Source organism: Meridianimarinicoccus sp. MJW13 (assembly GCF_014901205.1).
Lineage (GTDB): Bacteria > Pseudomonadota > Alphaproteobacteria > Rhodobacterales > Rhodobacteraceae > Meridianimarinicoccus.
Genome location: NZ_JACNMU010000005.1, coordinates 34,275 through 56,910 on the forward strand (window position 1 = coordinate 34,275; position 22,636 = coordinate 56,910).

Genomic DNA, 22,636 nt, shown 5'->3' on the forward strand with positions numbered 1-22,636 from the left:
GGGTTCAGTATCCTCCCCACAGCGAGACGATCTCGGGGATCCGATAGGTCAGGTCGCTGGACATCACACTGCTGACAACCGCGTCCCCGGTCAGCAAGCCGGTATTTTCGGCCCAGCCGCCCAGCCAGACCCCGACCAGCGCCGAGGCTGTCAGCCCTGCCGGCACGGCCATGCGGCCAAGCGCCGAGATCAGCCGCGCGACGGGCTGCCGACGTGCCTTGCGAGGCGCCAGCTTGGCCGCCAGCCGGTCATCCAGAACCTCCAGCGCGTCGCCCATGCAGCGTTCCAGGAAGGGATCGGGCACCGGGGTCGCCACGTCCTGGCGCGCGCTGGCGAACATGTCGTCCAGCGCGGCATCGGAAAACTGGTCCTGTCGGTCAGTCATCGGCATACCCCAATTCCTCGCGTTTGCCGCTCAGCGCGGCTTTCAATCCCCGGCGCCCGCGGGCGACGAGACTTTCCACGGCCTCGACCGAGATCTCCATGATCCCGGCAATCTCCGGGTTCGCAAGCCCCTGGATCTCGCGCAGGATCACGGCCTGACGCTGACGGTCGGGCAGCGTCTGCAGCGCCTGGTCCAGCGCCGCCGTGCGCGCCTTGGTCTGCAAGGCCTCGAAAGCGGCCGGCGCGTCGTCTTCGGCATCCCAGCCCTCGGGCATCTGCGCGGGCCGATGCTTGCGCAACCGGTCGGTACACAGGTTCAGCACCACGCGGTAGAGCCATGTCGACACCCGCGCCCGGCCGCTTTCCCAGTCCGGCGCGATCTTCCACAGCCGCAGCAGCGCCTCTTGCACCACGTCCTCGGCATCGCCGCGATTGCCCAGCATCCGCTGCGCCACGGCCAGGGCCGAGGGCGACAGGCGTTGCACCAGTTCGCGCGCCGCCACCCGGTCGCCCGTTGCGTAACGGGCCAACAGGATGGCGTCTTCGTCTCGGGATCCGGCATCGAAGGCCATACGGGTCATGCGTGTCCGTTAATCTGGAAACAGGCCCGACCGGTGTAGCGGCCGGGCCCGTGTTTGTCAGGGCGTTAGCGCCAGAAACCGCCATGTTCCTGACCGTGGCCGTGCTTGCCACGCGACCCCTTGCCGTCCCGCTTGCCGCTATGGGCTGCGAATTCCTCGGCATCGACAACGCCATCGTCATTGGCATCCAGCTTGTCGATCATCCGGGCGCCCCGGTCGGCCTTCCTGCCGCCGACAGCCTCGAATTCCTCAAGCGAGATCGCGCCATCGCCATTGGCATCGAGCCGCTCGATCATCTGCTCCATCCGGGCGCCCATGCGCTGCTGGAATTCGGCCTCGGCCGCGGCCTGCATCTCTTCGACGCTCAGAACCCCGTCGCCATTGGCGTCCGCCGCGGTGAACCGCGCGACGCGCTGGCCGGTCAGTTCTTCCACCGTGATACCGCCGTCGCCGTTCAGGTCCATGGTCTCGAAGGTCATCTCGGGGCCCTTGCCGCCTTTCGCCAGAACCGGCGTTGCCGCCATCGGCAGAGCCACAAGAGCGGTCAGGGCCAGCACTGCAGTTGTCTTTTTCATTGTCGTTGTCCTTTGGTTTCGACCGGGCCGGTGTTGCACCCGGTATGCATCTCTGAAACGGGCCATCCCGGCGGTTCCGTCGCCGAAGGTGAAAATTTTTTCTTGGGCACGGCGGGACAATGCACCACATTCAGGGCAGCACAGGCCGGACCTATCTTGCGAAACTTGCGAAAACCGGAATGTAACAAGGACCACGCCATGCCCGTCGACAGCCTGACAGAGCGCAACACCGGACGTGCGATCCGGCGCGGACTGATGTGCCGTTGCCCCAATTGCGGCAAGGGCAAATTGTTCCAGGGCTACCTGAAGGTGGTCGATCGCTGCGCCGAATGTGGCGAGGATCTGTCCCACCAGCGCGCCGACGACGGGCCGGCCTATCTGACCATTCTGGTGGTGGGCCACCTGATGGGGGTACTGATCCACGTGATGTTCGTGCAGCTGCGGCCCTCGCCGATGATGATGGCCACGGTGCTGTCCGTGGCCTGCGTGGCGCTGTCGCTGTTCCTGCTGCCCCGGATGAAGGGGCTGGTGGTGGGTGTGCAATGGGCGCGGCGGATGCATGGTTTCGGTGCCGTGCCCAGCGAAGCCTAGACGAGGGAGGACCGGCGTTGGACAAGACCAAGATCCGCGATGCGGCAACGGTGATCCTGTACCGCAATCCGACCGCGCCCGAGATATTGATGGGGCAGCGCGGCGCGCGCGCGGCCTTCATGCCCAACAAGTTCGTGTTTCCCGGCGGGGCCGTGGATGCGGGCGATGCCGACATTCCGCTGGCCGGTCAGCCCGACGCCCTGTGCCGGTCCCGGCTGGCCGAGGAATGCGCCCGGGCCCTGCCCCATGCGCTTCTGACCGCCGCCATCCGCGAGATCTGGGAGGAAACCGGCCTGATCCTGGGCACGCCCGGCGACTGGCCCCGGCCTGCGCCTGACGACTGGCAGAGCTTTGCCGCCACCGGCCATCTGCCCGACGCCAGCGCCCTTCGGTTCATCTTTCGCGCCGTCACCCCGCCGGGACGGCCCCGGCGTTTTGATGCACGGTTCTTTCTGGCGTCGACCGACGGGCTGGCCAGCGACCCCGATGATTTCAGCCGTGCGTCGGACGAATTGTCGAACCTGCAGTGGATCCCGCTGCGGCAGGCCCGCAGCTTCGACCTGCCCTTCATCACCGAGGTGGTGCTGGCCGAAGTGGCCGCACTGATCACGCGGAACGCCCCGCCCGAGAGCGTGCCCTTCTTCAACAACGATGACGAGGAATCCCTGTTCCAGCGCCTGAAAGGGCAGGAACAGGGGCCGACTCAATAGGGCATCGGGAAGGCGCGGTGCGCGTCATTGATCGCCGTCAGCACCTCGTCCGGCAGGCTGACCTCGATCCCGGCCAGGATGTGCTCAAGCTGCGGCACCGTGGTGGCCCCGAAGATGGTCGAGGTCATGAACGGCCGTGCGCGGCAGAACGCCAGCGACATGTGGGCCAGGTCAAGACCATGGTCACTGGCCAATGCGGCATAGATTTCCACCGCCTCCTGCGCGCGGTCGGTGAACCGTCCGCCCAGCTTGTTGGTGCCCACCGCAAGACGCGAGCCTTCGGGACAGGCGCCGTCCCGGTACTTGCCGGTCAGCATCCCGCAGGCCAGCGGTGAATAGGACAGCAGGCCGACCTGCTCGTGCGCGGCGACCTCGGCCAGATCGGTGTCGAACATGCGGAACAGCAGCGAATATTCGTTCTGGATCGACACCATGCGCGGCGCGCCGATGGATTGGGCCGCCTCCAGCCACATCATCGTGCCCCAGGCGGATTCGTTGGACAGGCCGACATGGCGGATGCGCCCGGCCTCTACGTGCTTTTTCAGCCCGGCCAGCGTGTCTTCCATATGGGCCACGGTCCGGGCGCGGTCCTGGCCGAACGGATCGAAGGTCCAGTTCTGGCGGAAGGCGTAGGAGCCACGGTTGGGCCAGTGCAACTGGTACAGGTCCACATGGTCGGTCTGCAGCCGCGCCAGCGAATCCTTCAGCGCCTTGTCGATCAGTTTCGACGAGATCGGCGCGCCATCGTGGCAGATGCTGCCCGCACCGGCGACCTTGGTGGCCAGAACCACCTCGTCGCGGCGGCCGCTCTTGGCGATCCAGGTGCCGATGACCTGTTCGGTAAGGCCGGCGGTCTCGGCCTTCATCGGGTTCACCGGATAGGCTTCGGCGGTGTCGATGAAGTTGATGCCGTGGTCCAGCGCCATGTCGATCTGGGTGTGGGCTTCGGTTTCGGGGGTTTGCGTACCCCAGGTCATGCTGCCCAGGCACAGGTCAGTGACCATCGTTTCGGTGCGGCCCAGTGGGTTCTTTTTCATGTCGGTCCCCTCGTTATCGCTCACAGGCAGGTAGTCCGGGCATGTCCGAGAGACAAGAAGCCTCTGCCCCCTGACCGGGTTTTGCCCGGGATCTGCACAGCGGGCTTGAGAACATATCAGGAACATTCTAAATTGGCGGCATGGAACATCTTCGCCTGCACCGCGCGCCGCATCGCCCCGTCCCGCTTTTGCCGGTGATCGGAGAGATGGCGCTGATGCCCGGCCGCGTCCATGAGATCTGCGGCCCGGCCCGGCGCAGCCTGGCGTTGGAAGTGGCGGCGCGAACCGAGGGGCCGGTGATCTGGATCCGCCCCGAATGGCAGGCCGAACAGCTTAATCCCGAAGGCATCGGCGTGGCCGGTCTGCCGGGGCGGCTGATCTTCGTGCAGGCCAAGCGGGCCGAGGATCTGCTGTGGTGTCTTGAGGAAAGCCTGCGGTCGGGCGCGGTGGCGCTGGCGGTGGCCGAACTGCCCGGCCCGCCGCCGCTGACCCCGGTGCGCCGCCTGCATCTGGCCGCCGAGGCGGGGGCCGAAGCGCGGGGCCGCGCGCCGCTGGGGCTGATCCTGACACCCGGCACGGGGGGGGCTGGCGGGGTGGAAAGCCGCTGGTCGCTGACCCCGACCCATACCGCCGATCGACTGGGCTGGCGGCTGGAGCGGTTGCGCGCCCGCACCGCCCCGCCGGCCCGCTGGCAGCTGGACCATCTGCCCACCGCCGCCGCGGCGCTGATGTAGCGACCCGGCCTCACGGCCACGCAAGCACGGCCCATGACACGAAAAAGTTTCCCCGACACGGGCCGGTTCTGCGCTACCAGTGGTGCATGTCCCGACTGGCCCGCCTTCTTGGTCTGCTGATCCTGCTGCCCCTTGGTCCGCTGCTGGCCGAGCCGCGCGACTATGCGCTGGATACTTCCAGCTCGACGGTGGAATTCACCTACTCGCTGGGCGGAACCCCCGGCACCGGCACCATGCCGGTGGTCCGCGCCGATCTGCGGCTGGACTTCGACCGGGTCGCGAATTCGCGCGCGGTGGTGGAACTGGATGCTGCCCGCAGCCGCACCAGCGTCGGCTTCGTCACGCAGGCGCTGAAATCGCCGCAGGTGTTGGACACCGCCCGCTTTCCGCTCATCCGCTTCGTCTCGCGCAGGGTCACGGCCCTTGCGGGCGGCGCGCGGATCACTGGCGATGTCACCCTGCGCGGGGTCACCCGCCCGCTGGTGCTGGATGCGCAGATCTATCGCCAGCGCGGCACCAACGCCGGCGACCTGAGCCGCCTGTCGGTGCTGCTGACCGGCCAGATCCGGCGCAGCGATTTCGGCGCCTCGGGCTACAGCGATCTGGTGGGCGATGTGGTCGGGTTGCGCATCCTCGCGCGGATCGAGGCGCCCTGACCCTCTGCGCCATCTGGCCCTTGCCGCAAAGCTGCGTTACACGGGCGCGGTCGGGCAACGGCAGCAGATGGGACAGCGACCAATGGCACGAATTCTGATCACTTCGGCGATCCCCTATATCAACGGGATCAAGCATCTGGGCAATCTGGTGGGCAGCCAGCTGCCGGCCGATCTTTACGCCCGTTACCAACGCGCCCGCGGCAACGAGGTCATGTTCCTCTGCGCCACCGACGAACACGGCACCCCCGCCGAACTGGCCGCCGCAAAGGCCGGCCAGCCGGTGGCCGAATACTGCGCCGCGATGCACAAGACCCAATCGGCGTTGGCCGAAGGCTTCCGCCTGTCCTTTGACCATTTCGGGCGCTCCTCCAGCCCGCAGAACCACAAGCTGACCCAGTATTTCGCGGGCCGTCTGGCCGACAACGGGCTGATCGAGGAAGTCAGCGAGCGTCAGGTCTATTCCCATGCCGATGGCCGCTTCCTGCCCGATCGCTATATCGAAGGCACCTGCCCCAATTGCGGCTATGACAAGGCCCGTGGCGACCAGTGCGAGAACTGCACCAAGCAGCTCGATCCCACCGACCTGATCGACCCGCGCTCGGCCATCTCCGGCTCGACCGATCTGGAAGTGCGCGAGACCAAGCACCTGTATCTGCGCCAGTCCGCCCTGAAGGATGATCTGGACGCCTGGATCTCCTCCAAGACCGACTGGCCGGTGCTGACCACCTCGATCGCCAAGAAATGGCTGCATGACGGCGACGGTCTGCAGGATCGCGGCATCACCCGCGATCTGGACTGGGGCGTGCCGGTCAAACGTGGCGAGGCCGACTGGCCCGGCATGGAAGGCAAGGTCTTCTACGTCTGGTTCGATGCCCCCATCGAATACATTGCGGCCAGCGCAGAATGGGCCGAGGCCAACGGCAAGACCGAGGCCGACTGGGAACGCTGGTGGCGCACCGACAAGGGCGCCGACGACGTGCGCTATGTGCAGTTCATGGGCAAGGACAACGTGCCGTTCCACACCCTGAGCTTCCCGGCGACGATCAAGGGCTCGGGCGATCCTTGGAAGCTGGTGGATTACATCAAGTCCTTCAACTACCTGAACTACGATGGTGGTCAGTTCTCGACCAGCCAGGGGCGCGGCGTGTTCATGGATCAGGCACTGGACATCCTGCCCAGCGACTATTGGCGCTGGTGGCTGCTCAGCCATGCGCCGGAAAACTCCGACAGCGAGTTCACCTGGGAAAATTTCCAGACCAGCGTGAACAAGGATCTGGCCGACGTCCTGGGCAATTTTGTCAGCCGGATCACCAAGTTCTGCCGGTCGAAATTCGGCGAGGAAGTGCCTGCTGGCGGCACCTATGGCGACCGCGAAGCGGCGCTGATCGCGGCGCTGGAAACCCGTGTCGCTGCCTATCAGGATCACATGGACGCCATCGAGATCCGCAAGGCCGCCGCCGAGCTGCGGGCGATCTGGGTGCTGGGCAACGAATACCTGCAGGACGCCGCCCCCTGGGCGCAGTTCAAGACCGACCCCGAGGCCGCCGCCGCTGTGGTCCGTCTGGCGCTGAACCTGATCGGGCTCTACGCGGCCTTGTCGGCCCCCTTTATCCCCGATGCCAGCGCCAAGCTGACCGAGGCCATGGCCCTGGGCGACAGCCCCTGGCCCGAGGACGTGCGCAAGGCGCTGGACCGGATGCAGCCCGGCCATGCCTTCACCGTGCCCGAGGTCCTGTTCGCCAAGATCGCCGACGAGGATCGCGAGGACTGGCAATCGCGGTTTTCGGGGGTGCGCGACTAAGGTCGGGCCGGCAGCTTCTGGACAACTTGCCGCAGTCCCGGCATAGTAGCGGGCGCGACAGGTCCGTTTGCGGACAGCAACCGTCGCCGGTGCGGGAGTTGATATGAAGCGTGTCTTGTTGAACCAGTGGACCGGCAATACCGACGCGGCCTTCGACGCATTCTTCGATCAGGCGCCCATCTACATGATTTCCGTCGACGCCGACTGGCGCGTCGTGCGGGTCAGCGAGTTCATGGCCGAGGCCCTGGGCTATGCCGCCGACGAGATGATCGGCCAACCCTCGTTCGACTTCCTGACGCCGGACAGCCAGGCCAAGGCGCTGGTGCAGGTGGAACAGGAATTCCGCACCCGCGGCACCATGGACGGGGCCGAGTATGAATTCCGGCGCAAGGATGGCACCGCCTTGCCGGTGGTCCTGTCGGCCAAGGCGCATATGGGCACCGATGGCCGCATCAAGCGGGCGCTTGCGGTGATGTACGACAACTCGGAAGCCCGCGCGACCCAGGCCGCCCTGCGCGCCGCCATCGCCGAGGCCGAAGAGGCCAGCAAGGCCAAGTCCCGCTTTCTGGCCGCCATGAGCCACGAGATCCGCACCCCGATGAATGCCATCCTTGGCTTCACGCAACTGCTGAAGATGTCGGGGCTGGACGAACGCCGCCAAAGCCATGTGGACGCGATCCAGAGCGCGGGCAGCACCCTGATGAAAATGCTCAACGATCTGCTTGACCTCAGCCAGATCGAGACCGGTCAGTTGAAGATCGCGCGGGAAACCTTTGATCTGGACTGTTTTCTGGAGCAGATCGCCGACTGGTGGCAGACCGGCGCCACCGAAAAGGGTCTGCGGATGCGGATCGCCAAGGATCAGGGCCTGCCCGCCAAGATCATCTCGGACCGCTCGCGCATCCAGCAGGTGCTGAACAACTATCTGGCCAACGCGGTGAAATACACCCGCGAAGGCCGCATCACCCTGTCCGTGGAAGAGGTCGCCCGCGATGGCGACCGCATGACCATCCGCTTCGAGGTGGACGACACCGGCCCCGGCATGACCCAAGATGAGCTGGCGCAATTGTTCCGCCCCTTCGTGCAGGTCGGCTCGGGGTTTTCCAACACCTCCACCGGCTGGGGGCTGGGCCTGTCGATCTGCCACGAGATCGCCACCGCGATGGAAGCCAAGGTCGGCGTGCAATCGCGGCCCGGCGAAGGCTCGACCTTCTTCTTCGAACTCGACGTGGGCTATGAATGCGCCGACAAGGCCGCAGAGGCGACCGAGAAGGCCCCGATCATCGTCGATCCCGAACCGCGCCCCGCCGGGCTGGATATCCTGGTGGCCGAGGACAACGACATGAGCCGCGCTCTGATGCAGGATCTGCTGACCGAGTTGGGCCACCGGGTCACCATCGCCGAGAACGGCGTGCACGCGGTCAACGCGGTCAAGCGCAAGAAGTTCGATCTGGTGATCATGGACGTGATGATGCCGCATATGGACGGCATCAAGGCGACCAAGGAAATCCGCGATGCCGGTCCCATCGGCGAGGTGCCGATCATCGGCTGTTCGGCGCATGTGCGCGACCAGAACAGCTATCTCAGCGCCGGGATGGATGCCTTCCTGCCCAAGCCCTTCGAACGCACAAGGCTGGAGGCACTGTTGTCGCGCTATTCCCGCAACCACCCCACTGGTGCGCGCAGGTCCGTCAAGCACGCCTGACGCCCCCCGCCCGCCGTTCGCCGCCGAGTCGCCTGCGTCACCCTTTTTATCATGGTTGCTTCACGATCCTTGGCGTAAGGGCTTGACCCATGACGCCCGATGTCCCCTCCCGCCGGCCGCGGTATCGCACCCTGTTCCTGTCCGACATCCACCTCGGGACGCGGGGCTGCCAGGCCGACATGCTGCTGGATTTCCTGCGCCGTCACGACGCCGACCGGATCGTGCTGGTCGGTGACATCTTCGACGGCTGGCGGTTGCGGCGCGGCTGGCACTGGCCGCAGTCCCACAACAACGTCATCGAGGCGCTGCTGGCCAAGGCCCATGCCGGCGTGCCCATCACCTATATCCCCGGCAACCATGACGAGATCATGCGCAACTATGTCGGCACCCATTTCGGCGGCATCGAAGTCAAGATCACCCATGAGCATCTGACCGCTGACGGGCGCCGCTTTCTGGTGACCCATGGCGACCAGTACGACGTGGTGGTGGTGAACGCCAAGTGGCTCGCCCATCTGGGCGACCGCGCCTACAAGTTCGTGCTGGGGGCCAATACGTGGCTCAACCGGGTGCGGCGGCTGTGGGGCGGGCAGTACTGGTCGTTGTCCAACTGGGCCAAGCAGACCGTCAAACGCGCGGTGAACTTCATCGGCGAATACGAGTCCGTGCTGGCGGATGAAGCCGTGCGCGGCGGCTATGACGGGATCATCTGCGGCCATATCCACAAGGCCGAACTGACCCAGGTCGGCGGCGTGGAGTACCTCAACTGCGGCGACTGGGTCGAAAGCTGCACCGCCATCGTCGAGCGTCCTGACGGCACGCTGAAGCTGATCGACTGGGCCCGCAAGACCCGACAGGCCAACCATCGCCGCAAGTTGAAGGCCAAGGCCACAGAACGCGGCGCGGCGCCCCATGAAAAGACCGAAGACTCCGAACCCGCCGCCTGAGCGGACACGATTGGCATCCCATGACGTAAACCGATCTCGCCTGCGGGCAGTTGGGCGACGCCGTTCACCGGAATTCCGCACTCAGCCGCAACGGATTGCGTGAACGGGTGTTTTCGAAACTGTGTCAGGGTCTGGGCTATGCCCAGTAGCCGACATGGTGGATCTGTTGCCCGTGCCTGTGGCGTTGGTGGGACAGCAAGCAGGGTCTTCCGGGCCGCGACCCGTTGATCGCCGATCTGGACGCCCCCCCGGCGGTTGGGTGTCGGAGGTCACCGCCCCGCGCCGATCCAACGCAGGTTCTCGCCGGTCTGGCGCGTGACACCGGCGGGACGGCTTGCGTGCATCCTCCGTTTCGCGGCCATGCGGTGGCGGGAAAAATTCCCACCGATCGATATATCCTTCGTCGTAACCTCTGCAGTGCACGTCGGCACATCATGGTCCGACCCGTGCAAAGGCGCGGGGCAAACGCAGGCCAGGTGATGTCAGACACCGGCGCTATTCAGCGAAAATCGCGGATCTGGCAAGCCCTGCCCCGATCTTCCCGGTCTGCCCGTCGCTGGGGGCAATCGCCCTAGTCGGCTTCAGAAGGGGACCGCCCCTTGTACCCGGTGGCCACCACGAACTTTTCGGAACTGTCGGACCGCGACGCGGGCGGCTTCACGTTGGCAACCTTGGTGAAACGCTTTTTCAGCAGGGACTGAAGCTCGCTTTCGGCACCGCCAGCCAGCACCTTGGCGACGAAGGTACCGCCTTCTTCCAGCACGTCGAAAGCCAGTTGGGCGGCAGCCTCGCACAGGGCCACGATGCGCAAATGGTCGGTCTGCTTGTGGCCGGAACTGGCCGCCGCCATGTCCGACATGACCACATCTGCAGGCCCGCCCAGCCATTCCTTGACCAGTTCGTCGGCGCCATCGGCCAGGAAGTCCAGCACGTGGATTTCGGCCCCGGGGATCGGTTCGACCTCCTGCAGGTCCAGGCCGATGACCCGGCCCACTTTCTTGCCCTGTTTCTCGCCCAGAGAGTTGACCCGCCGCACCGCGACCTGGCACCAGCCGCCCGGCGCACAGCCCAGATCAACGACGCGCGCGCCGGGCACGAGGAAGCGGTACTTGTCGTCCAGTTCCAGGATCTTGAACGCCGCCCGCCCGCGATAGCCCTCAGCCTTGGCCCGCTGGACGTAAGGGTCGTTCAACTGCCGCTCCAGCCAGCGCGTCGAGGACAGCTTGCGCCCCCGCGCCGTCTTGACCCGCACCCGCAAGTCGCGCATGCCGCGCCCGCTTGTATTCTTAGCCATTGGTCTTGCCTCTCAGCCTTTGGCCTTTTCGTGGCCTTTGGGCGAAAACAGCCCGTCCGCGCTCATCTGTGCGTAAAGCAGCCCTTCGCGCAAACCCCGATCCGCCACCGACAGCCGGTCGGTCGGCCACAGCCGCATCAGCGCCTGCAGGATCGCCGCACCGGGCATGATCAGCGTGTGCCGGTCGCGCCCGATGCGCGGATCGCTGCGCCGCCCGTCCGGGCCCAGCCGCAGGTAGTCGTGGATCACCGCGTCGATCTGGTCGGAACTCAGCACCAGCCCATCCACCAGCGACCGGTCATAGCGGCGCAGCCCCAGATGCGAGGCCGCCACCGTGGTCACCGTGCCCGAGGTGCCGACAATCTGGAATCCGGCGCGGGTGTGATCCTTGGTGTAGGGCGCGAAGTCTGCCAGATGCTCCTCGAAGAACCAGCTCATCAGCGCAAAGGCCCCGGCATCGTCCTCAACATCCGAGAACTTGTCGCGCAGCGTCGCCACCCCCAGCGGCACCGAGATCCAGTCCACCACCCGCACCCCGTTGCCGAGATCGGCAAACGACTGTTTGTGCATCGCCATGATCGCCGCCGACCGCCCCCCGGTCGGTACCGCCGACAGGTCGATCCAGACCAGTTCGGTCGAGCCGCCGCCGATGTCCACCACCAGCAATTGTTCCGACGTTTCCTGCACCAGCGGGCCGCAACTGACGACCGCAAGGCGGGCTTCTTCCTCGGGCGTGATGACATCCAGCGTCAGCCCGGTTTCGCGCCGGACCTGGTTGATAAAGGCATTGCCATTGCGGGCACGGCGGCAGGCTTCGGTCGCCACCAGCCGCATCCGGGTGACGCCATGCTGTTCCAGCTTGCGGCGGCAGACGCGCAGCGCCTGCACCGTGCGTTTCACAGATATGCGAGAAAGGGCACCGGATGCTTCCAACCCGGCCCCCAACTGGACAGCCTTGGAAAAGCTGTCGATCACGCGCAACTGGTCGCCCTCAGCGCGGGCGATCAGCATACGACAACTGTTCGTTCCCAGATCGAGCGCCGCGTAAGGCTCTCTGGAAACGGGAGACGCACCGGCGGGCTCGACCGTTTTCGGGATCGCCGCCGCGCGCCTGGAACGCCTGGGCGTCATCTGCGCCCTCCATCGCTAGTTGAGGCCAACTTAAGCGTGACACTTCTGCGACGCAAGCGCGCATGATCGTCCGCGGCAGCGAACAAGGTCGCGGAATACGGCCGCGGTGTCGAAATCCGACCTTGGCGCGGACAGGCGACCTGTTACCGCTGGGACAGGTTCAATTGGTGTCGTTCATGGCAGATGTGATCATCGTTTACTGGCGCGATATCCCGGCGCAGGTCATCGTGGGGCGCGGACGGCGCGGGGTGAAACGCGCCCTGCCCGAACGCTTCGAACAGGCCATCGACCGGGCCGCGATGAAGGCCGGCATGGCGGGCACCGACGACTACCTTGCGCAATGGCGCAAGGCCGACCCGATCCCGGTCGACGGCGATGACACCACCGCCGCCGACACCACTGCCGCGGCGCTGGATGCCGAATTTGATACCGCGCGCCTGAAGGCGCTGATCGACAACCACGGCTGGGCATGAGCCCAAGGACCATCTGGGAGAAAGCCATGGCGCTTCTGAACTTCAAACCTCGGACCACCGCCTCTGTGGCCCAGGCGCCGCGCACATCGGGCCAGCTTGAGGCCCTGATGGACGGGTTCTCGATCGAGGTGATGCCGCGCACCGCCGAGAAGGTCGAGGATTTCCGCGCCCTGCTGCCCGCCGGCACCCGCGTCTACATCGCCCATATCGACGGCACCCCGATCGAGGACATGGTCGCCACCGCCGCCCGTCTGGCACGCGACGGCTTTGCCGTGATGCCGCATTTCCCGGCCCGGATCATCCGCGACAAGGCCACGCTGGGAGACTGGATCGCCCGCTATCAGGGCGAGGCCGGGGTCGATCAGGCACTGCTGCTGGCCGGTGGCGTGGCCGCGCCGAAGGGCGACTTCCATAGCTCGATGCAACTGATGGAGACCGGGCTGTTCGACAAGGCCGGGTTCAAACGCCTGCACGTGGCGGGCCATCCCGAGGGCAGCCGCGACATCGATCCCGACGGTGGCGACAAGATGGTGATGGAGGCGCTGCGCTGGAAACAGGCGTTCGCGGCGCGCACTGATGCGAAAATGGCCATCGCCACCCAGTTCTGCTTCGAGGCCGCGCCGGTCATCGCCTGGGCCGACCGGCTGGCCGCCGAAGGCATCGACCTGCCGATCCACATCGGCGTGGCCGGCCCCGCCAAGCTGCAGACCATGATCAAGTTCGCCATCACCTGCGGCGTCGGCCCCTCGCTGCGGGTGCTGCAACGCCGCGCCCGTGATGTGACCAAGCTGGTGCTGCCGTTCGAACCCATCGACTTCCTGTCGGATCTCGCGGCCCACAAGGCCGCGCATCCGGACTTCTCCATCGCGCGGGTGCATTTCTTTCCGCTGGGCGGCATCAAGACCACCTGTGAGTGGACCCGCGCCCATGGCGGTGCGTCGGGCCAACCTGCCGCGATCGCCGCCGCCTGATGCCATCGCCCGTCCAGACTGCCGCGCTGCTGTTCGATCTGGACGGCACCTTGCTGCACTCTGATCCGTTGCACGCGCAGATCTTCATCGACCTGTTTGCCGCCCGTGGCGTCGCCATCGACGACGCCTATTACCTGCGCCACATGCACGGCCGTCTGAACGAGGATATCTTCACCGAGTTCTTCCCCGACGAAGATGCCGCGCAACTGTCATGGGACAAGGAAGCGGCCTTCCGCGACCGGCTGGGCGGCGCGGCCCCCGCCACCGCCGGGGTCGAACCCCTGCTGGCCCGCGCCCGTGCCGATGGGCTGGGCCTTGCCGTGGTCACCAACGCCCCGCGCATCAACGCCGAGGTCATGCTGGCCGCCATCGGCCTGGCCGACGCCTTCGACACCCTTGTCATCGGCGACGAATGTGATCGGGGCAAACCGCATCCCGACCCCTATCTGGCCGCCATGGCAGCGCTGAACGCCGATCCCGCCCGCTGCATTGCCTTCGAAGACAGCCCTTCGGGCGTACACTCTGCTGCGGCTTCGGGTGCCTACACCGTCGGGCTGGAAAGCTCGCTGGATGCCGACAGCCTGCGCGATGCGGGTGCGGCGATGACCATCAAGGATTTCACTGCCCCCGCGCTCGGCCCCATGCTCGACCGCCTTACAGGAGCCCGCCCATGACCCGCACCGTTGTCGAGTCCCAGACCAAGACCGTCACCATCGGCTTTGACGAGCCGTTCTGCGTCATCGGGGAACGCATCAACCCGACCGGCCGCAAGAAGCTGGCCGCCGAACTGGAAGCAGGCGATTTTTCGACCGTCGAGCGGGACGCGCTGGAACAGGTGGCCTGCGGGGCGATGGTTCTGGATATCAACGCGGGCGTTGTCTACAATTCCAACCCCAACCCGAACGAGACCGAACCGCCGCTGATGACCGCCGTGATCGAACTGGTGCAGGGCTTGGTCGACGTCCCCCTGTGCATCGACAGTTCGGTTCCCGCCGCTCTTGAGGCCGGGCTGGCCGCCGCCAAGGGCCGCCCGCTGCTGAACTCGGTGACGGGCGAGGAAGACCGGCTGGAACTGGTGCTGCCGCTGGTCAAGAAATACAACGTGCCGGTGGTGGCGATCTCGAACGACGACACCGGCATTTCGGAAGATCCCGAGGTGCGATTCGCGGTGGCGAAGAAGATCGTCGAGCGCGCCGCCGATTTCGGCATCCCGGCCCATGACATCGTGGTCGATCCGCTGGTGATGCCGGTGGGCGCCATGGGCAGTGCCGGGCAGCAGGTGTTCACGCTGGTGCGCAAGCTGCGCGAGGAACTGGGGGTCAACACCACCTGCGGGGCCTCGAACATCTCTTTCGGGCTGCCCAACCGCCACGGCATCAACGCCGCCTTCCTGCCCATGGCCATCGGCGCGGGCATGACCAGCGCCATCATGAACCCCGTCCGCCCGGTCGAGATGGAGGCGATCCGCGCCGCCAACTTCCTGATGAACCACGATCCAAACGGCAGCGAATGGATCCGCTTTGCCCGCGTGCTGGAAGCCACCCGCGACGGCACACCGTTCGCCGAAGCCTCGCAAGCCTCCCAGGCCGCCAGCGGCGGACGCGGCGGACGTCGCCGCCGCCGGGCCTGAGCCTGCGCGCCCCGGTCTGAAAACGACCCGCGCCATGCCGCTTTCAAAGGCGACATGGCCGCCGCGTTTCGGCATCCCGCGTCTATCGGGACCAGTAGCGACGGGAGGCGCAGCATGGCGAAAGATATCGGGTCACAGGCCACAATCCTGCACTGCGCAGAGCTTCCGATGGAGAGTTTCTCGGACCCGGACTATGGCAACGTGCGCTGGCAGACCCTGTTCACCGCCGACCGCACCGAGACCTCCGGCCTGACCTGCGGCGTCGCGCATTTGCGCGCCGGCGACTGTCTGGCGCTGCACCGCCATGCCCATCCCGAAACCTATTTCGGCCTGTCGGGCCGGGCGCGGATCATGGTGGACGGTGTCGCGCACGAGCTGACCCCCGGCACCGCCATCTTCATCCCCGGTGGCGCCATTCACGGCATGTTCGCCGATACCGAAGATGCGCAGATCCTCTATACTTTCCCGGCCAACAGCTTCAGCGAGATCGAGTATCAGTTCCTGATGGATGCCGCACCCAAGGCCCCCGCCGTGGCCGCCGTGCAGGCCCGCCAGCTGGACCTGATGGATGCCCTGTCGGAGGACTACAGCGCCGACACGACGCTGCAATAGTCCACGCTCAGCCGGTGAGATGCCACAGTTCGGTCAGAAAATTGGCCGATCCCACGGGGATGCGGGCCATTTCTGGGGCATAATGGACAACCACCGGGTGTCGCTGTCATTGCGTGCCGCACCCCCTGCGCCACAGGTGCCGCCGGTCCAGGGCACCAGCACCTCACCGGCGGTCTTCTCGCGGGGACAGCATCAGCACACTGCCGCAGCGCCGCCTTCATGACCCTGGAATGCGCAGGCGGCCGAAGGAAAGCACCTGACGCGTCGCAGACGGTTCGAGAAGGTCGGTGTCAGGCATGGGTCATGCCCCTTCAGCTTGCATGAACGTTCGAAAGGGCGTCAGTCTGACCGCCCGCACCCCGTGCGACAAGCCAAACCAGAGGACATCCCGTGACCGCGCCGAAAGATCCCCTTGTCGTTTTCCTGCCCTCGGGCAAACGCGGGCGCTTTGCGCCCGGCACCCCGGTGCTGACCGCCGCGCGCCAGTTGGGCGTCGATCTGGATTCTGTCTGTGGCGGGCGCGGCATCTGCTCGCGCTGCCAGATCACCCCGGCCTTCGGAGACTTCCCCAAGCATGGCATCCATGTGGGAACCGAAGCCCTGTCGGGCTGGAACGCGGTCGAAGAACGCTACAAGTCCAAGCGCGGGCTGATCGACGGGCGGCGGCTGGGCTGTCAGGCGCAGATCACCGGCGATGTGGTCATCGACGTGCCCCCGGAAAGCCAGGTCCACCGCCAGATCGTGCGCAAGGCGGCCTCGGACCGGGTGATGAAAATGGACCCGGTCACCCGCCTGTACGTGGTCGAGGTCGAAGAACCCGACATGCACGAGCCCACGGGCGATTTCGAACGGCTGGCAAGGGCGCTGCAGGTGCAATGGGGTGTTGCCGGTCTGACCGCCGGTCTGTCGGTACTGGCCCGCCTGCAACCGGCGCTGCGCAAGGGCGGCTGGCAGGTTTCGGTGGCGGTTTATGACGACGGCCACGGCGCGCCGGTGCTGCTGGATCTCTGGCCCGGCCTGCACGACGGCGGGCTGTACGGTGTGGCGGTCGATCTTGGCTCTACCACCATTGCCGCGCATCTGTGCGATCTGGCGTCGGGCGCGGTGCTGGCTTCGGGCGGGATCATGAACCCGCAGATCCGCTTTGGCGAAGACCTGATGAGCCGCGTGTCCTATGGCATGATGAACCCCGGCGGCGACCGCGAGATGACCGCCGTGGTGCGCACCGCCCTGAACGATCTGCTGGCCGATCTGGCAGGCCAGGCCGGGATCGAGACGCGGCTGATCTTCGAGATGGTGCTGGTCTGCAACCCGGTCATGCACCACCTGGCGTTGGGGATCGACCCGCTGGAACTGGGTCAGGCGCCCTTCGCGCTGGCGACCTCCGATGCGCTGCGGCTGTCGACGCGGGATCTGGGGCTGACCAACACCGGCGCCAGCGCCCGCCTGTACGTGCTGCCTTGCATCGCGGGCCATGTGGGTGCCGATGCCGCCGCCGTGGCGCTGGCCGAAGCGCCGGACCGCTCCGACGATCTGGTTCTGGTGGTGGACGTGGGCACCAATGCCGAGATCCTGCTGGGCAATCGCGAACAAGTGCTGGCCTGTTCCTCGCCCACCGGTCCGGCCTTCGAAGGTGCCCAGATCAGCGCCGGACAGCGCGCCGCCCCGGGCGCCATCGAACGGGTCGAGATCGACCCGGTCACCAGGATCCCCCGGTTCCGCGTCATCGGCAGCGACCTGTGGTCGGATGATCCCGCCTTCGACGCGGCCACCGCCGCCTCGGGCATCACCGGCATCTGCGGCTCGGGCATCATCGAAGCGGTTGCGGAAATGCGCATGGCCGGTCTTCTGGATGCCTCAGGGCTGATCGGCTCGGCCGAGGCGGCGGGCAGCGACCGGCTGATCCCCGACGGGCGCACCCATTCCTATGTGCTGCATGATGCACGGGCGACGGGCGGGCCGCTGATCTCGGTGACGCAAGGCGACATCCGCGCGATCCAGCTGGCGAAATCCGCTTTGTACGCTGGCGCGCGGCTGTTGATGGACGAGATGGGCGTGGACCATGTCGAACGGGTGGTGCTGGCCGGGGCCTTTGGCGCGCATATCTCGCCCAAGCACGCGATGGTGCTGGGCATGATCCCCGACTGCCTGCTGGACAAGGTGCAATCGGCGGGCAATGCCGCCGGAACCGGGGCGCGGATGGCCCTGCATTCCCGCGCCGCGCGGGACGAGATCGAGGCAACGGTGCGCCGGATCACCAAGGTCGAAACTGCCATCGCGCCGAAGTTCCAGGAACATTTCGTCAACGCCAACGCCCTGCCCCACGCCACCGATCCATTCGCCGAATTGCGCCGGATCGTGACCCTACCCGACGTCGGGTTCGGGGCCGGTGGCGGCGGCGGCGAAGGCGATGGCGGCCGCCGCAGACGGCGGCGGCGCGGCTGAGAAAAGGCTCACGTGTCCGCAAGGGCGACGCCGCTGCAAGTTGCAAGGTGGGTTGATCCTGTACAGATCTTCCTGTCTGCTCAAGGCGCGTCCATTTGTGAGAGGCAATATTCATGGCAAGGCCCAGGATCGCTCTGCTTGGTGCTATTCTTGAATCCAATCGCTTCGCGCCGCCCGCCAAAAAAAGCGATTTCGTATCCCTGACCTGGCTCACTGGCGAAGATCTCATGGATGAGGCCAGGTCGGTCGCTCCGAAGTTGGCGACCGAGTTCGCCGCCTTTGTCCGCGCCATGGATGCAACCGGAAACTGGACGCCCGTGCCGTGCCTTCTGGCGGCGAGTCACCCAGCGGGGCCGGTGCGCGCGGCGGTGATCGAAGAGATTGTTGCAACATGCGAAGACAGGTTGCGAGCAGCCGAACCCTTGGACGCGGTGTACATCTGCAATCACGGCGCCATGGTCGCCGAACACGATGATGATCCGGACGGATTGTTGATGTCGCGCATCCGAACCGTCGTCGGCCCGGAAGTTCCGATCATCGCGACGCTTGATCTGCACGCGAATATCTCGCAGCGCATGGTCGATGCCTGTGACCTGATCGTGGGCTACCGCACGAACCCTCATGTGGATCAGATCGAACGCGGCGAGGAAGCTGCCTTTTCGCTTCGTCGTATTCTGTCGTCCGGTGTTCGGCCCAAGATTGCGCATGTGAAGCTGCCGCTGGTCCCCGCCTCGGTCACGCTTCTGACCGCTGAACACCCTTACGGCACCCTGATCGATCATGGACAACGTCGGCAGGCCGAGTATCGAAGCGAGATCCTCAATGTCTCTGTCTTCGGCAATTTCCTTTTCTCGGACACGCCAGACAACGGGCTGAGCATCGTCGTAACGGCGCGCGAAGACGCCCAATGTGCGGCGGCTCTGGCGGTCGAACTGGCGGATATGGCCTGGTCTTTGCGCAAGGACTTCGTCCGGCGACTGACATCCCTAAGTGCAGCGGTGACGATTGCGACCGAACATGGGCGAACGCCGGTGATCTTCTCGGACGCCGGCGACAACCCCGGAGGCGGCGGCAGTGGTCGCACGACGGAGTTGTTGGCGGCGCTCTGCCAGGCGGGTGTGGACGACTGCTTGTTTGGATCTTTCTGCGACCCTGAACTCGCGCTCGAGGCTCATCGCGTGGGCGTCGGCAACCGGTTCCGGGCGCGCTTCAACCGGTCTTGCGACACGACCACCGCCTGGGGGCGTTGGGACGCACCTTTCGAAGCCGACGCGGAAGTCCTGGCGCTGCATGACGGCGATGTCGTGGGTGAACGGGGCATGACGGCCGATCGGAGAATGGCCTTGGGACCATCTGCGGCGCTTCGCATTGGGGGTGTCACGGCTGTGGTAATTACCGATCGTACGCAGACCGCAGATCCTGTCTTCTTTCATATGTTCGGCCTGGATATCGCCGCTGCCCGCACGGTTGTCGTAAAATCGCGGGGCCATTTCCGCGCCGGGTTTTCCGGCTGGTTCGCGCCTAGCCAGGTTTACGAGGTCGACACGTCGGGCTTGACCTCTCCGGTCCACGACCGCTGGCCCTTTGCGCATTTGCCACGCCCCAATTATCCGATGGATGCGCATACCGAATGGTCGCCCCTTCCCCCTGGCTAGACGGGCTCGGAATACTTGTCGTTCGGCGTCGTCAATTTGACAAACTGCATGAATTGGCGGGCAAGCTGTGACGGGGGTCTTCCCGACGGAAGAACAAAGCTGGTGTCATAGAAGATGGCGGCGTCAAAGGGACGGACGACAATGCCCTCCAGACCCGACGCCAACAGCGGGAACGGGTTGATAAGTGTCACTCCCAATCCTTCGCGCACAAGTTCGAGGGCCGCCATGTTCGTGGCCGTCTCGGCGACTTGTTTGGGATGCACGCCCGCGCGCGCGAAGATCTGCTCGGTGATGGCCCGCGTTCCCATGCGTCGCAAGAACTCAACCAGGGCAACGCCTTCCAGATCCTGGGGCGTGACAATCCGCTTTTCGGAAAGCGGGTGCCCCACCGGCATGGCACAGACGACCTGGCTGCGGCGCCAGGGCACAAGATGCACCCCGGACCGCTGGATCATGGCACTGGTCAGCCCAAGATCGTAGCGCAGATCGAGGATGCCAGCCACAAGCACATCCGTCGCCTGAATATCAAGTTGAAGCTGTTTGCCGGGATTCTTTTTCAGAAAGCTCGCGACCCTGGAAATGATAAAGTGGTGGGCAAGGGTTGGCGGCACGATCAGTCGCAACGGTGCGTCATCGGGCGTGGCCCACTCCGCGCCTTCGATGTCGGCAAGTGTCTCGAAGATGGGGTCCAGCTTGTCGTTCAGCCTCAGCGCCTCGTCCGTCGGATCAATACGCCCGGACCGCCGCAGGAAAAGTGACCGGCCGACCCTGGCCTCCAGTTGGGACAAGGAGCGGCTCACGGCGGACTGAGATATCCCGAGCCGCCGGGCTGCGCCGATGGTGGTGCCTGTCGTGATGACGGCTCTCAGCGATTCAAACTCGCGAAGCCTGTGCCGGTGTTCCGTCATGTCGAGGTATCCTCTTGAGGCGTGGACGCGCATCCAACTACATGGGTTGATCTATGCATAACTGCATAGAGATCAGTATTGGCAATGATTTTTGTGGTAGCTAGCATTTGCACCTAGGGCGCAGTGCCGGACAAAGATTCGGCAGTTCGCAAGCGCCAGGCAAACAGGGAGTCTTTTTCTGATGAGGAAACTCACAGCAGCGACTGCGGTCGCTTTCGGCATTTTGGCCATCGGAGCCGGTGCCACATCGGCCGAGAAACTGACGATCGGTCTCGCTTCCGAGCCGACGTCGCTGGATCCGCATTTCCACAACCTCGGCCCGAACAATGCAATGTCGGTACATATCTTTGACCGCCTTATCGCCCAGGACGAGAAGCAGCGCCTGTCGCCGGGGCTGGCCGTTTCCTGGAAGCCGGTCGATGATCTGACCTGGGAATTCAAACTGCGTGAAGGCGTCAAGTTCCATGACGGCAGCGACTTCAATGCTGACGACGTGGTCTGCACCATGGCGCGCGCGCCCAACGTTCCGAATTCGCCCTCGGGCTATGGGACCTATCTGAAGGGCAAGGAAGTCATCAAGATCGACGACTACACCGTGCACTTCAAGACGGCAGCACCTTACCCTCTGATGGGCAACGACATTTCGACGATCCCTGTGATCTCGGATGTTGGCTGCGACTCGACGACCGAGGACTTCAACGCGGGCACCGCAGCCATCGGGACCGGCCCTTTCAAGTTCCAGAGCTACACACCGGGCGAAAGCATCGTTCTTGTTCGCAACGACGACTACTGGGGTGATCAACCCATCTGGTCCGAAGTCGAGTTCCGCCCGATTACATCCGGCCCCAGCCGCGTGGCTTCGCTTCTTGCCGGTGACGTCGACATGATTTCGGGTGTTCCGACCACCGATATCACAACCCTGAAGGGCAATGACGACATCCAGCTCAGCCAGGGTGTCTCGAACCGCGTGATCTATCTCCACATGGATCAGTTCCGCGAAAACTCGCCCTTCGTGAAGGCCAATGGCGGAGGAGACATCAAGAACCCGCTGATGGATGTCCGCGTCCGCAAGGCCATCAGCATGGCGATCAGCCGTGACGCCATCGTCGATCGGGTGATGGAGGGTGTCGCCCTTCCCGCCGGTCAGCTTTTGCCCGAGGGGTTCTTCGGCGTCTCGGACAATCTTGACGTGGTGGCCTACGATCCGGACGGCGCGAAAGCGCTCCTGGCCGAAGCCGGGTACCCTGACGGTTTCGAACTGACCATCCACGGACCGAACGACCGCTATATCAACGACGCAAAGATCGCCGAGGCGATTGCCCAGATGCTGACGCGCGTCGGGATCAAGACCGCGGTCGAGACGATGCCCCGTTCCGTGTATTTCGGGCGCGCCTCAAAAGGTTCGCCTGAAGGCCTGCCGGAATTCAGCTTCATCCTTGTGGGTTGGGGTGCCGGGTCCGGCGAAGCATCTTCGCCGCTGAAATCGCTGATCCACACCTTTGACAAGGATGCGGGCTTTGGTTCGTCCAACCGTGGCCGACATTCGGATGCGGAAACCGATGCGCTTATCGAAGAAGCTCTGCGCACCGTTGACGACGCCAAACGCCAGGAGCTTCTGGCGCAGGCAACCGAGCGGGCGATCGAAAACGTGGCGATCATTCCGACCCACTTCCAGGTCAACACCTGGGCGGCCAAGAAAGGCCTCAGCTACATCGCGCGCACCGACGAATACACGCTCGCGACAGGCGTTGTGAAAGAGTAATCGCACGGCATCCGGGCCGCCTGCACGGTGGCCCGGA

Annotated in this window: 22 protein-coding genes; 15 read left to right on the forward strand and 7 right to left on the reverse strand. The window is 65.2% G+C overall.

Annotated features, from left to right (window positions below; all coding sequences use genetic code 11):
• Positions 1 to 4: 4 nt before the first annotated feature.
• The 3 genes from H8B03_RS09905 to H8B03_RS09915 form a co-directional block, all read right to left on the reverse strand.
• Positions 5 to 385: a hypothetical protein gene (locus H8B03_RS09905; RefSeq protein WP_193141594.1), complete on the reverse strand. Its 381-nt coding sequence runs from the start codon at positions 383 to 385 to the stop codon at positions 5 to 7.
• Complete coding sequence (locus H8B03_RS09910; protein WP_394355461.1) at positions 378 to 965, reverse strand: RNA polymerase sigma factor; 588 nt, start codon at positions 963 to 965, stop codon at positions 378 to 380. The genes H8B03_RS09905 and H8B03_RS09910 overlap by 8 nt, the downstream gene beginning before the upstream one ends.
• Positions 966 to 1,030: 65 nt before the next feature.
• Positions 1,031 to 1,540 (reverse strand): EF-hand domain-containing protein, encoded by a 510-nt coding sequence (locus H8B03_RS09915; RefSeq protein ID WP_193141595.1) that lies wholly within the window; start codon positions 1,538 to 1,540, stop codon positions 1,031 to 1,033.
• 198 nt (positions 1,541 to 1,738) lie between these two features.
• Between H8B03_RS09915 and H8B03_RS09920 the strand changes: the two genes are divergently transcribed.
• Positions 1,739 to 2,131, forward strand: a complete 393-nt coding sequence (locus H8B03_RS09920; RefSeq protein ID WP_193141596.1) for a DUF983 domain-containing protein — start codon at positions 1,739 to 1,741, stop codon at positions 2,129 to 2,131.
• Between the two features lie 17 nt (positions 2,132 to 2,148).
• The gene (locus H8B03_RS09925) at positions 2,149 to 2,841 is read left to right on the forward strand and encodes an NUDIX hydrolase (protein WP_226925847.1); all 693 of its coding nucleotides are present in this window, start codon (positions 2,149 to 2,151) and stop codon (positions 2,839 to 2,841) included.
• Here the strand turns inward: H8B03_RS09925 and H8B03_RS09930 are convergent.
• Positions 2,835 to 3,878: an aldo/keto reductase gene (locus H8B03_RS09930; RefSeq protein WP_193141598.1), complete on the reverse strand. Its 1,044-nt coding sequence runs from the start codon at positions 3,876 to 3,878 to the stop codon at positions 2,835 to 2,837. The genes H8B03_RS09925 and H8B03_RS09930 overlap by 7 nt on opposite strands.
• A gap of 140 nt (positions 3,879 to 4,018) precedes the next feature.
• Here H8B03_RS09930 and H8B03_RS09935 point away from each other — a divergent pair, with 140 nt between their 5' ends.
• The 5 genes from H8B03_RS09935 (at position 4,019) to H8B03_RS09955 (ending at position 9,718) form a co-directional block, all read left to right on the forward strand.
• Positions 4,019 to 4,612 (forward strand): ImuA family protein, encoded by a 594-nt coding sequence (locus H8B03_RS09935; RefSeq protein WP_193141599.1) that lies wholly within the window; start codon positions 4,019 to 4,021, stop codon positions 4,610 to 4,612.
• A gap of 86 nt (positions 4,613 to 4,698) precedes the next feature.
• On the forward strand, positions 4,699 to 5,268 hold the full coding sequence (locus tag H8B03_RS09940) for a YceI family protein (protein WP_193141600.1): 570 nt from the start codon (positions 4,699 to 4,701) through the stop codon (positions 5,266 to 5,268).
• Between the two features lie 82 nt (positions 5,269 to 5,350).
• Entirely contained in the window at positions 5,351 to 7,069 is a 1,719-nt protein-coding gene (gene metG, locus H8B03_RS09945; protein WP_193141601.1) for a methionine--tRNA ligase, read from the forward strand.
• A 103-nt stretch (positions 7,070 to 7,172) separates the two neighbouring features.
• On the forward strand, positions 7,173 to 8,774 hold the full coding sequence (locus H8B03_RS09950; protein WP_193141602.1) for a PAS domain-containing hybrid sensor histidine kinase/response regulator: 1,602 nt from the start codon (positions 7,173 to 7,175) through the stop codon (positions 8,772 to 8,774).
• Positions 8,775 to 8,863: 89 nt separating this feature from the next.
• Positions 8,864 to 9,718 carry a UDP-2,3-diacylglucosamine diphosphatase gene (locus tag H8B03_RS09955; protein ID WP_193141603.1) on the forward strand — a complete coding sequence of 285 codons (855 nt, stop codon included), beginning with the start codon at positions 8,864 to 8,866 and terminating at the stop codon, positions 9,716 to 9,718.
• A 571-nt stretch (positions 9,719 to 10,289) separates the two neighbouring features.
• Here the strand turns inward: H8B03_RS09955 and H8B03_RS09960 are convergent.
• Both H8B03_RS09960 and H8B03_RS09965 read right to left on the reverse strand, forming a co-directional pair.
• On the reverse strand, positions 10,290 to 11,012 hold the full coding sequence (locus H8B03_RS09960; RefSeq protein ID WP_193141604.1) for an RlmE family RNA methyltransferase: 723 nt from the start codon (positions 11,010 to 11,012) through the stop codon (positions 10,290 to 10,292).
• A gap of 12 nt (positions 11,013 to 11,024) precedes the next feature.
• Complete coding sequence (locus H8B03_RS09965; RefSeq protein ID WP_193141605.1) at positions 11,025 to 12,143, reverse strand: Ppx/GppA phosphatase family protein; 1,119 nt, start codon at positions 12,141 to 12,143, stop codon at positions 11,025 to 11,027.
• 176 nt (positions 12,144 to 12,319) lie between these two features.
• Between H8B03_RS09965 and H8B03_RS09970 the strand changes: the two genes are divergently transcribed.
• The 7 genes from H8B03_RS09970 (at position 12,320) to H8B03_RS10000 (ending at position 19,929) form a co-directional block, all read left to right on the forward strand.
• Positions 12,320 to 12,616: a virulence factor gene (locus tag H8B03_RS09970; protein ID WP_193141606.1), complete on the forward strand. Its 297-nt coding sequence runs from the start codon at positions 12,320 to 12,322 to the stop codon at positions 12,614 to 12,616.
• 26 nt (positions 12,617 to 12,642) lie between these two features.
• A complete protein-coding gene (locus tag H8B03_RS09975; RefSeq protein WP_193141607.1) occupies positions 12,643 to 13,587 on the forward strand; it encodes a methylenetetrahydrofolate reductase in 945 nt (314 codons plus the stop codon).
• Positions 13,587 to 14,261: an HAD family phosphatase gene (locus H8B03_RS09980; RefSeq protein WP_193141608.1), complete on the forward strand. Its 675-nt coding sequence runs from the start codon at positions 13,587 to 13,589 to the stop codon at positions 14,259 to 14,261. The genes H8B03_RS09975 and H8B03_RS09980 overlap by 1 nt, the downstream gene beginning before the upstream one ends.
• Positions 14,258 to 15,217: a methyltetrahydrofolate cobalamin methyltransferase gene (locus H8B03_RS09985; RefSeq protein WP_193141609.1), complete on the forward strand. Its 960-nt coding sequence runs from the start codon at positions 14,258 to 14,260 to the stop codon at positions 15,215 to 15,217. Before H8B03_RS09980 ends, H8B03_RS09985 begins: the two co-directional genes overlap by 4 nt.
• A 114-nt stretch (positions 15,218 to 15,331) precedes the next feature.
• On the forward strand, positions 15,332 to 15,829 hold the full coding sequence (locus H8B03_RS09990; RefSeq protein WP_193141610.1) for a cupin domain-containing protein: 498 nt from the start codon (positions 15,332 to 15,334) through the stop codon (positions 15,827 to 15,829).
• A 390-nt stretch (positions 15,830 to 16,219) separates the two neighbouring features.
• The gene (locus tag H8B03_RS09995) at positions 16,220 to 18,274 is read left to right on the forward strand and encodes an ASKHA domain-containing protein (RefSeq protein ID WP_193141611.1); all 2,055 of its coding nucleotides are present in this window, start codon (positions 16,220 to 16,222) and stop codon (positions 18,272 to 18,274) included.
• A gap of 113 nt (positions 18,275 to 18,387) precedes the next feature.
• Complete coding sequence (locus H8B03_RS10000) at positions 18,388 to 19,929, forward strand: M81 family metallopeptidase (protein WP_193141612.1); 1,542 nt, start codon at positions 18,388 to 18,390, stop codon at positions 19,927 to 19,929.
• Here the strand turns inward: H8B03_RS10000 and H8B03_RS10005 are convergent.
• Entirely contained in the window at positions 19,926 to 20,837 is a 912-nt protein-coding gene (locus H8B03_RS10005; protein ID WP_193141613.1) for a LysR family transcriptional regulator, read from the reverse strand. The two genes, H8B03_RS10000 and H8B03_RS10005, sit on opposite strands and share 4 nt — an antisense overlap.
• 181 nt (positions 20,838 to 21,018) lie before the next feature.
• Here H8B03_RS10005 and H8B03_RS10010 point away from each other — a divergent pair, with 181 nt between their 5' ends.
• Positions 21,019 to 22,599, forward strand: a complete 1,581-nt coding sequence (locus H8B03_RS10010) for an ABC transporter substrate-binding protein (protein WP_193141614.1) — start codon at positions 21,019 to 21,021, stop codon at positions 22,597 to 22,599.
• The last annotated feature ends 37 nt before the right edge of the window (positions 22,600 to 22,636 follow it).

What these genes read in the sequence shown, in the direction of transcription:
- H8B03_RS09905 (WP_193141594.1), bottom strand. Translation starts at nt 385, where the DNA reads ATGACTGACCGACAGGACCAGTTTTCCGATGCCGCGCTGGACGACATG.
- H8B03_RS09910 (WP_394355461.1), bottom strand. Translation starts at nt 965, where the DNA reads ATGACCCGTATGGCCTTCGATGCCGGATCCCGAGACGAAGACGCCATC.
- H8B03_RS09915 (WP_193141595.1), bottom strand. Translation starts at nt 1,540, where the DNA reads ATGAAAAAGACAACTGCAGTGCTGGCCCTGACCGCTCTTGTGGCTCTG.
- H8B03_RS09920 (WP_193141596.1), top strand. Translation starts at nt 1,739, where the DNA reads ATGCCCGTCGACAGCCTGACAGAGCGCAACACCGGACGTGCGATCCGG.
- H8B03_RS09930 (WP_193141598.1), bottom strand. Translation starts at nt 3,878, where the DNA reads ATGAAAAAGAACCCACTGGGCCGCACCGAAACGATGGTCACTGACCTG.
- H8B03_RS09935 (WP_193141599.1), top strand. Translation starts at nt 4,019, where the DNA reads ATGGAACATCTTCGCCTGCACCGCGCGCCGCATCGCCCCGTCCCGCTT.
- H8B03_RS09940 (WP_193141600.1), top strand. Translation starts at nt 4,699, where the DNA reads ATGTCCCGACTGGCCCGCCTTCTTGGTCTGCTGATCCTGCTGCCCCTT.
- metG (WP_193141601.1), top strand. Translation starts at nt 5,351, where the DNA reads ATGGCACGAATTCTGATCACTTCGGCGATCCCCTATATCAACGGGATC.
- H8B03_RS09950 (WP_193141602.1), top strand. Translation starts at nt 7,173, where the DNA reads ATGAAGCGTGTCTTGTTGAACCAGTGGACCGGCAATACCGACGCGGCC.
- H8B03_RS09955 (WP_193141603.1), top strand. Translation starts at nt 8,864, where the DNA reads ATGACGCCCGATGTCCCCTCCCGCCGGCCGCGGTATCGCACCCTGTTC.
- H8B03_RS09960 (WP_193141604.1), bottom strand. Translation starts at nt 11,012, where the DNA reads ATGGCTAAGAATACAAGCGGGCGCGGCATGCGCGACTTGCGGGTGCGG.
- H8B03_RS09965 (WP_193141605.1), bottom strand. Translation starts at nt 12,143, where the DNA reads ATGACGCCCAGGCGTTCCAGGCGCGCGGCGGCGATCCCGAAAACGGTC.
- H8B03_RS09970 (WP_193141606.1), top strand. Translation starts at nt 12,320, where the DNA reads ATGGCAGATGTGATCATCGTTTACTGGCGCGATATCCCGGCGCAGGTC.
- H8B03_RS09975 (WP_193141607.1), top strand. Translation starts at nt 12,643, where the DNA reads ATGGCGCTTCTGAACTTCAAACCTCGGACCACCGCCTCTGTGGCCCAG.
- H8B03_RS09980 (WP_193141608.1), top strand. Translation starts at nt 13,587, where the DNA reads ATGCCATCGCCCGTCCAGACTGCCGCGCTGCTGTTCGATCTGGACGGC.
- H8B03_RS09985 (WP_193141609.1), top strand. Translation starts at nt 14,258, where the DNA reads ATGACCCGCACCGTTGTCGAGTCCCAGACCAAGACCGTCACCATCGGC.
- H8B03_RS09990 (WP_193141610.1), top strand. Translation starts at nt 15,332, where the DNA reads ATGGCGAAAGATATCGGGTCACAGGCCACAATCCTGCACTGCGCAGAG.
- H8B03_RS10000 (WP_193141612.1), top strand. Translation starts at nt 18,388, where the DNA reads ATGGCAAGGCCCAGGATCGCTCTGCTTGGTGCTATTCTTGAATCCAAT.
- H8B03_RS10005 (WP_193141613.1), bottom strand. Translation starts at nt 20,837, where the DNA reads ATGACGGAACACCGGCACAGGCTTCGCGAGTTTGAATCGCTGAGAGCC.
- H8B03_RS10010 (WP_193141614.1), top strand. Translation starts at nt 21,019, where the DNA reads ATGAGGAAACTCACAGCAGCGACTGCGGTCGCTTTCGGCATTTTGGCC.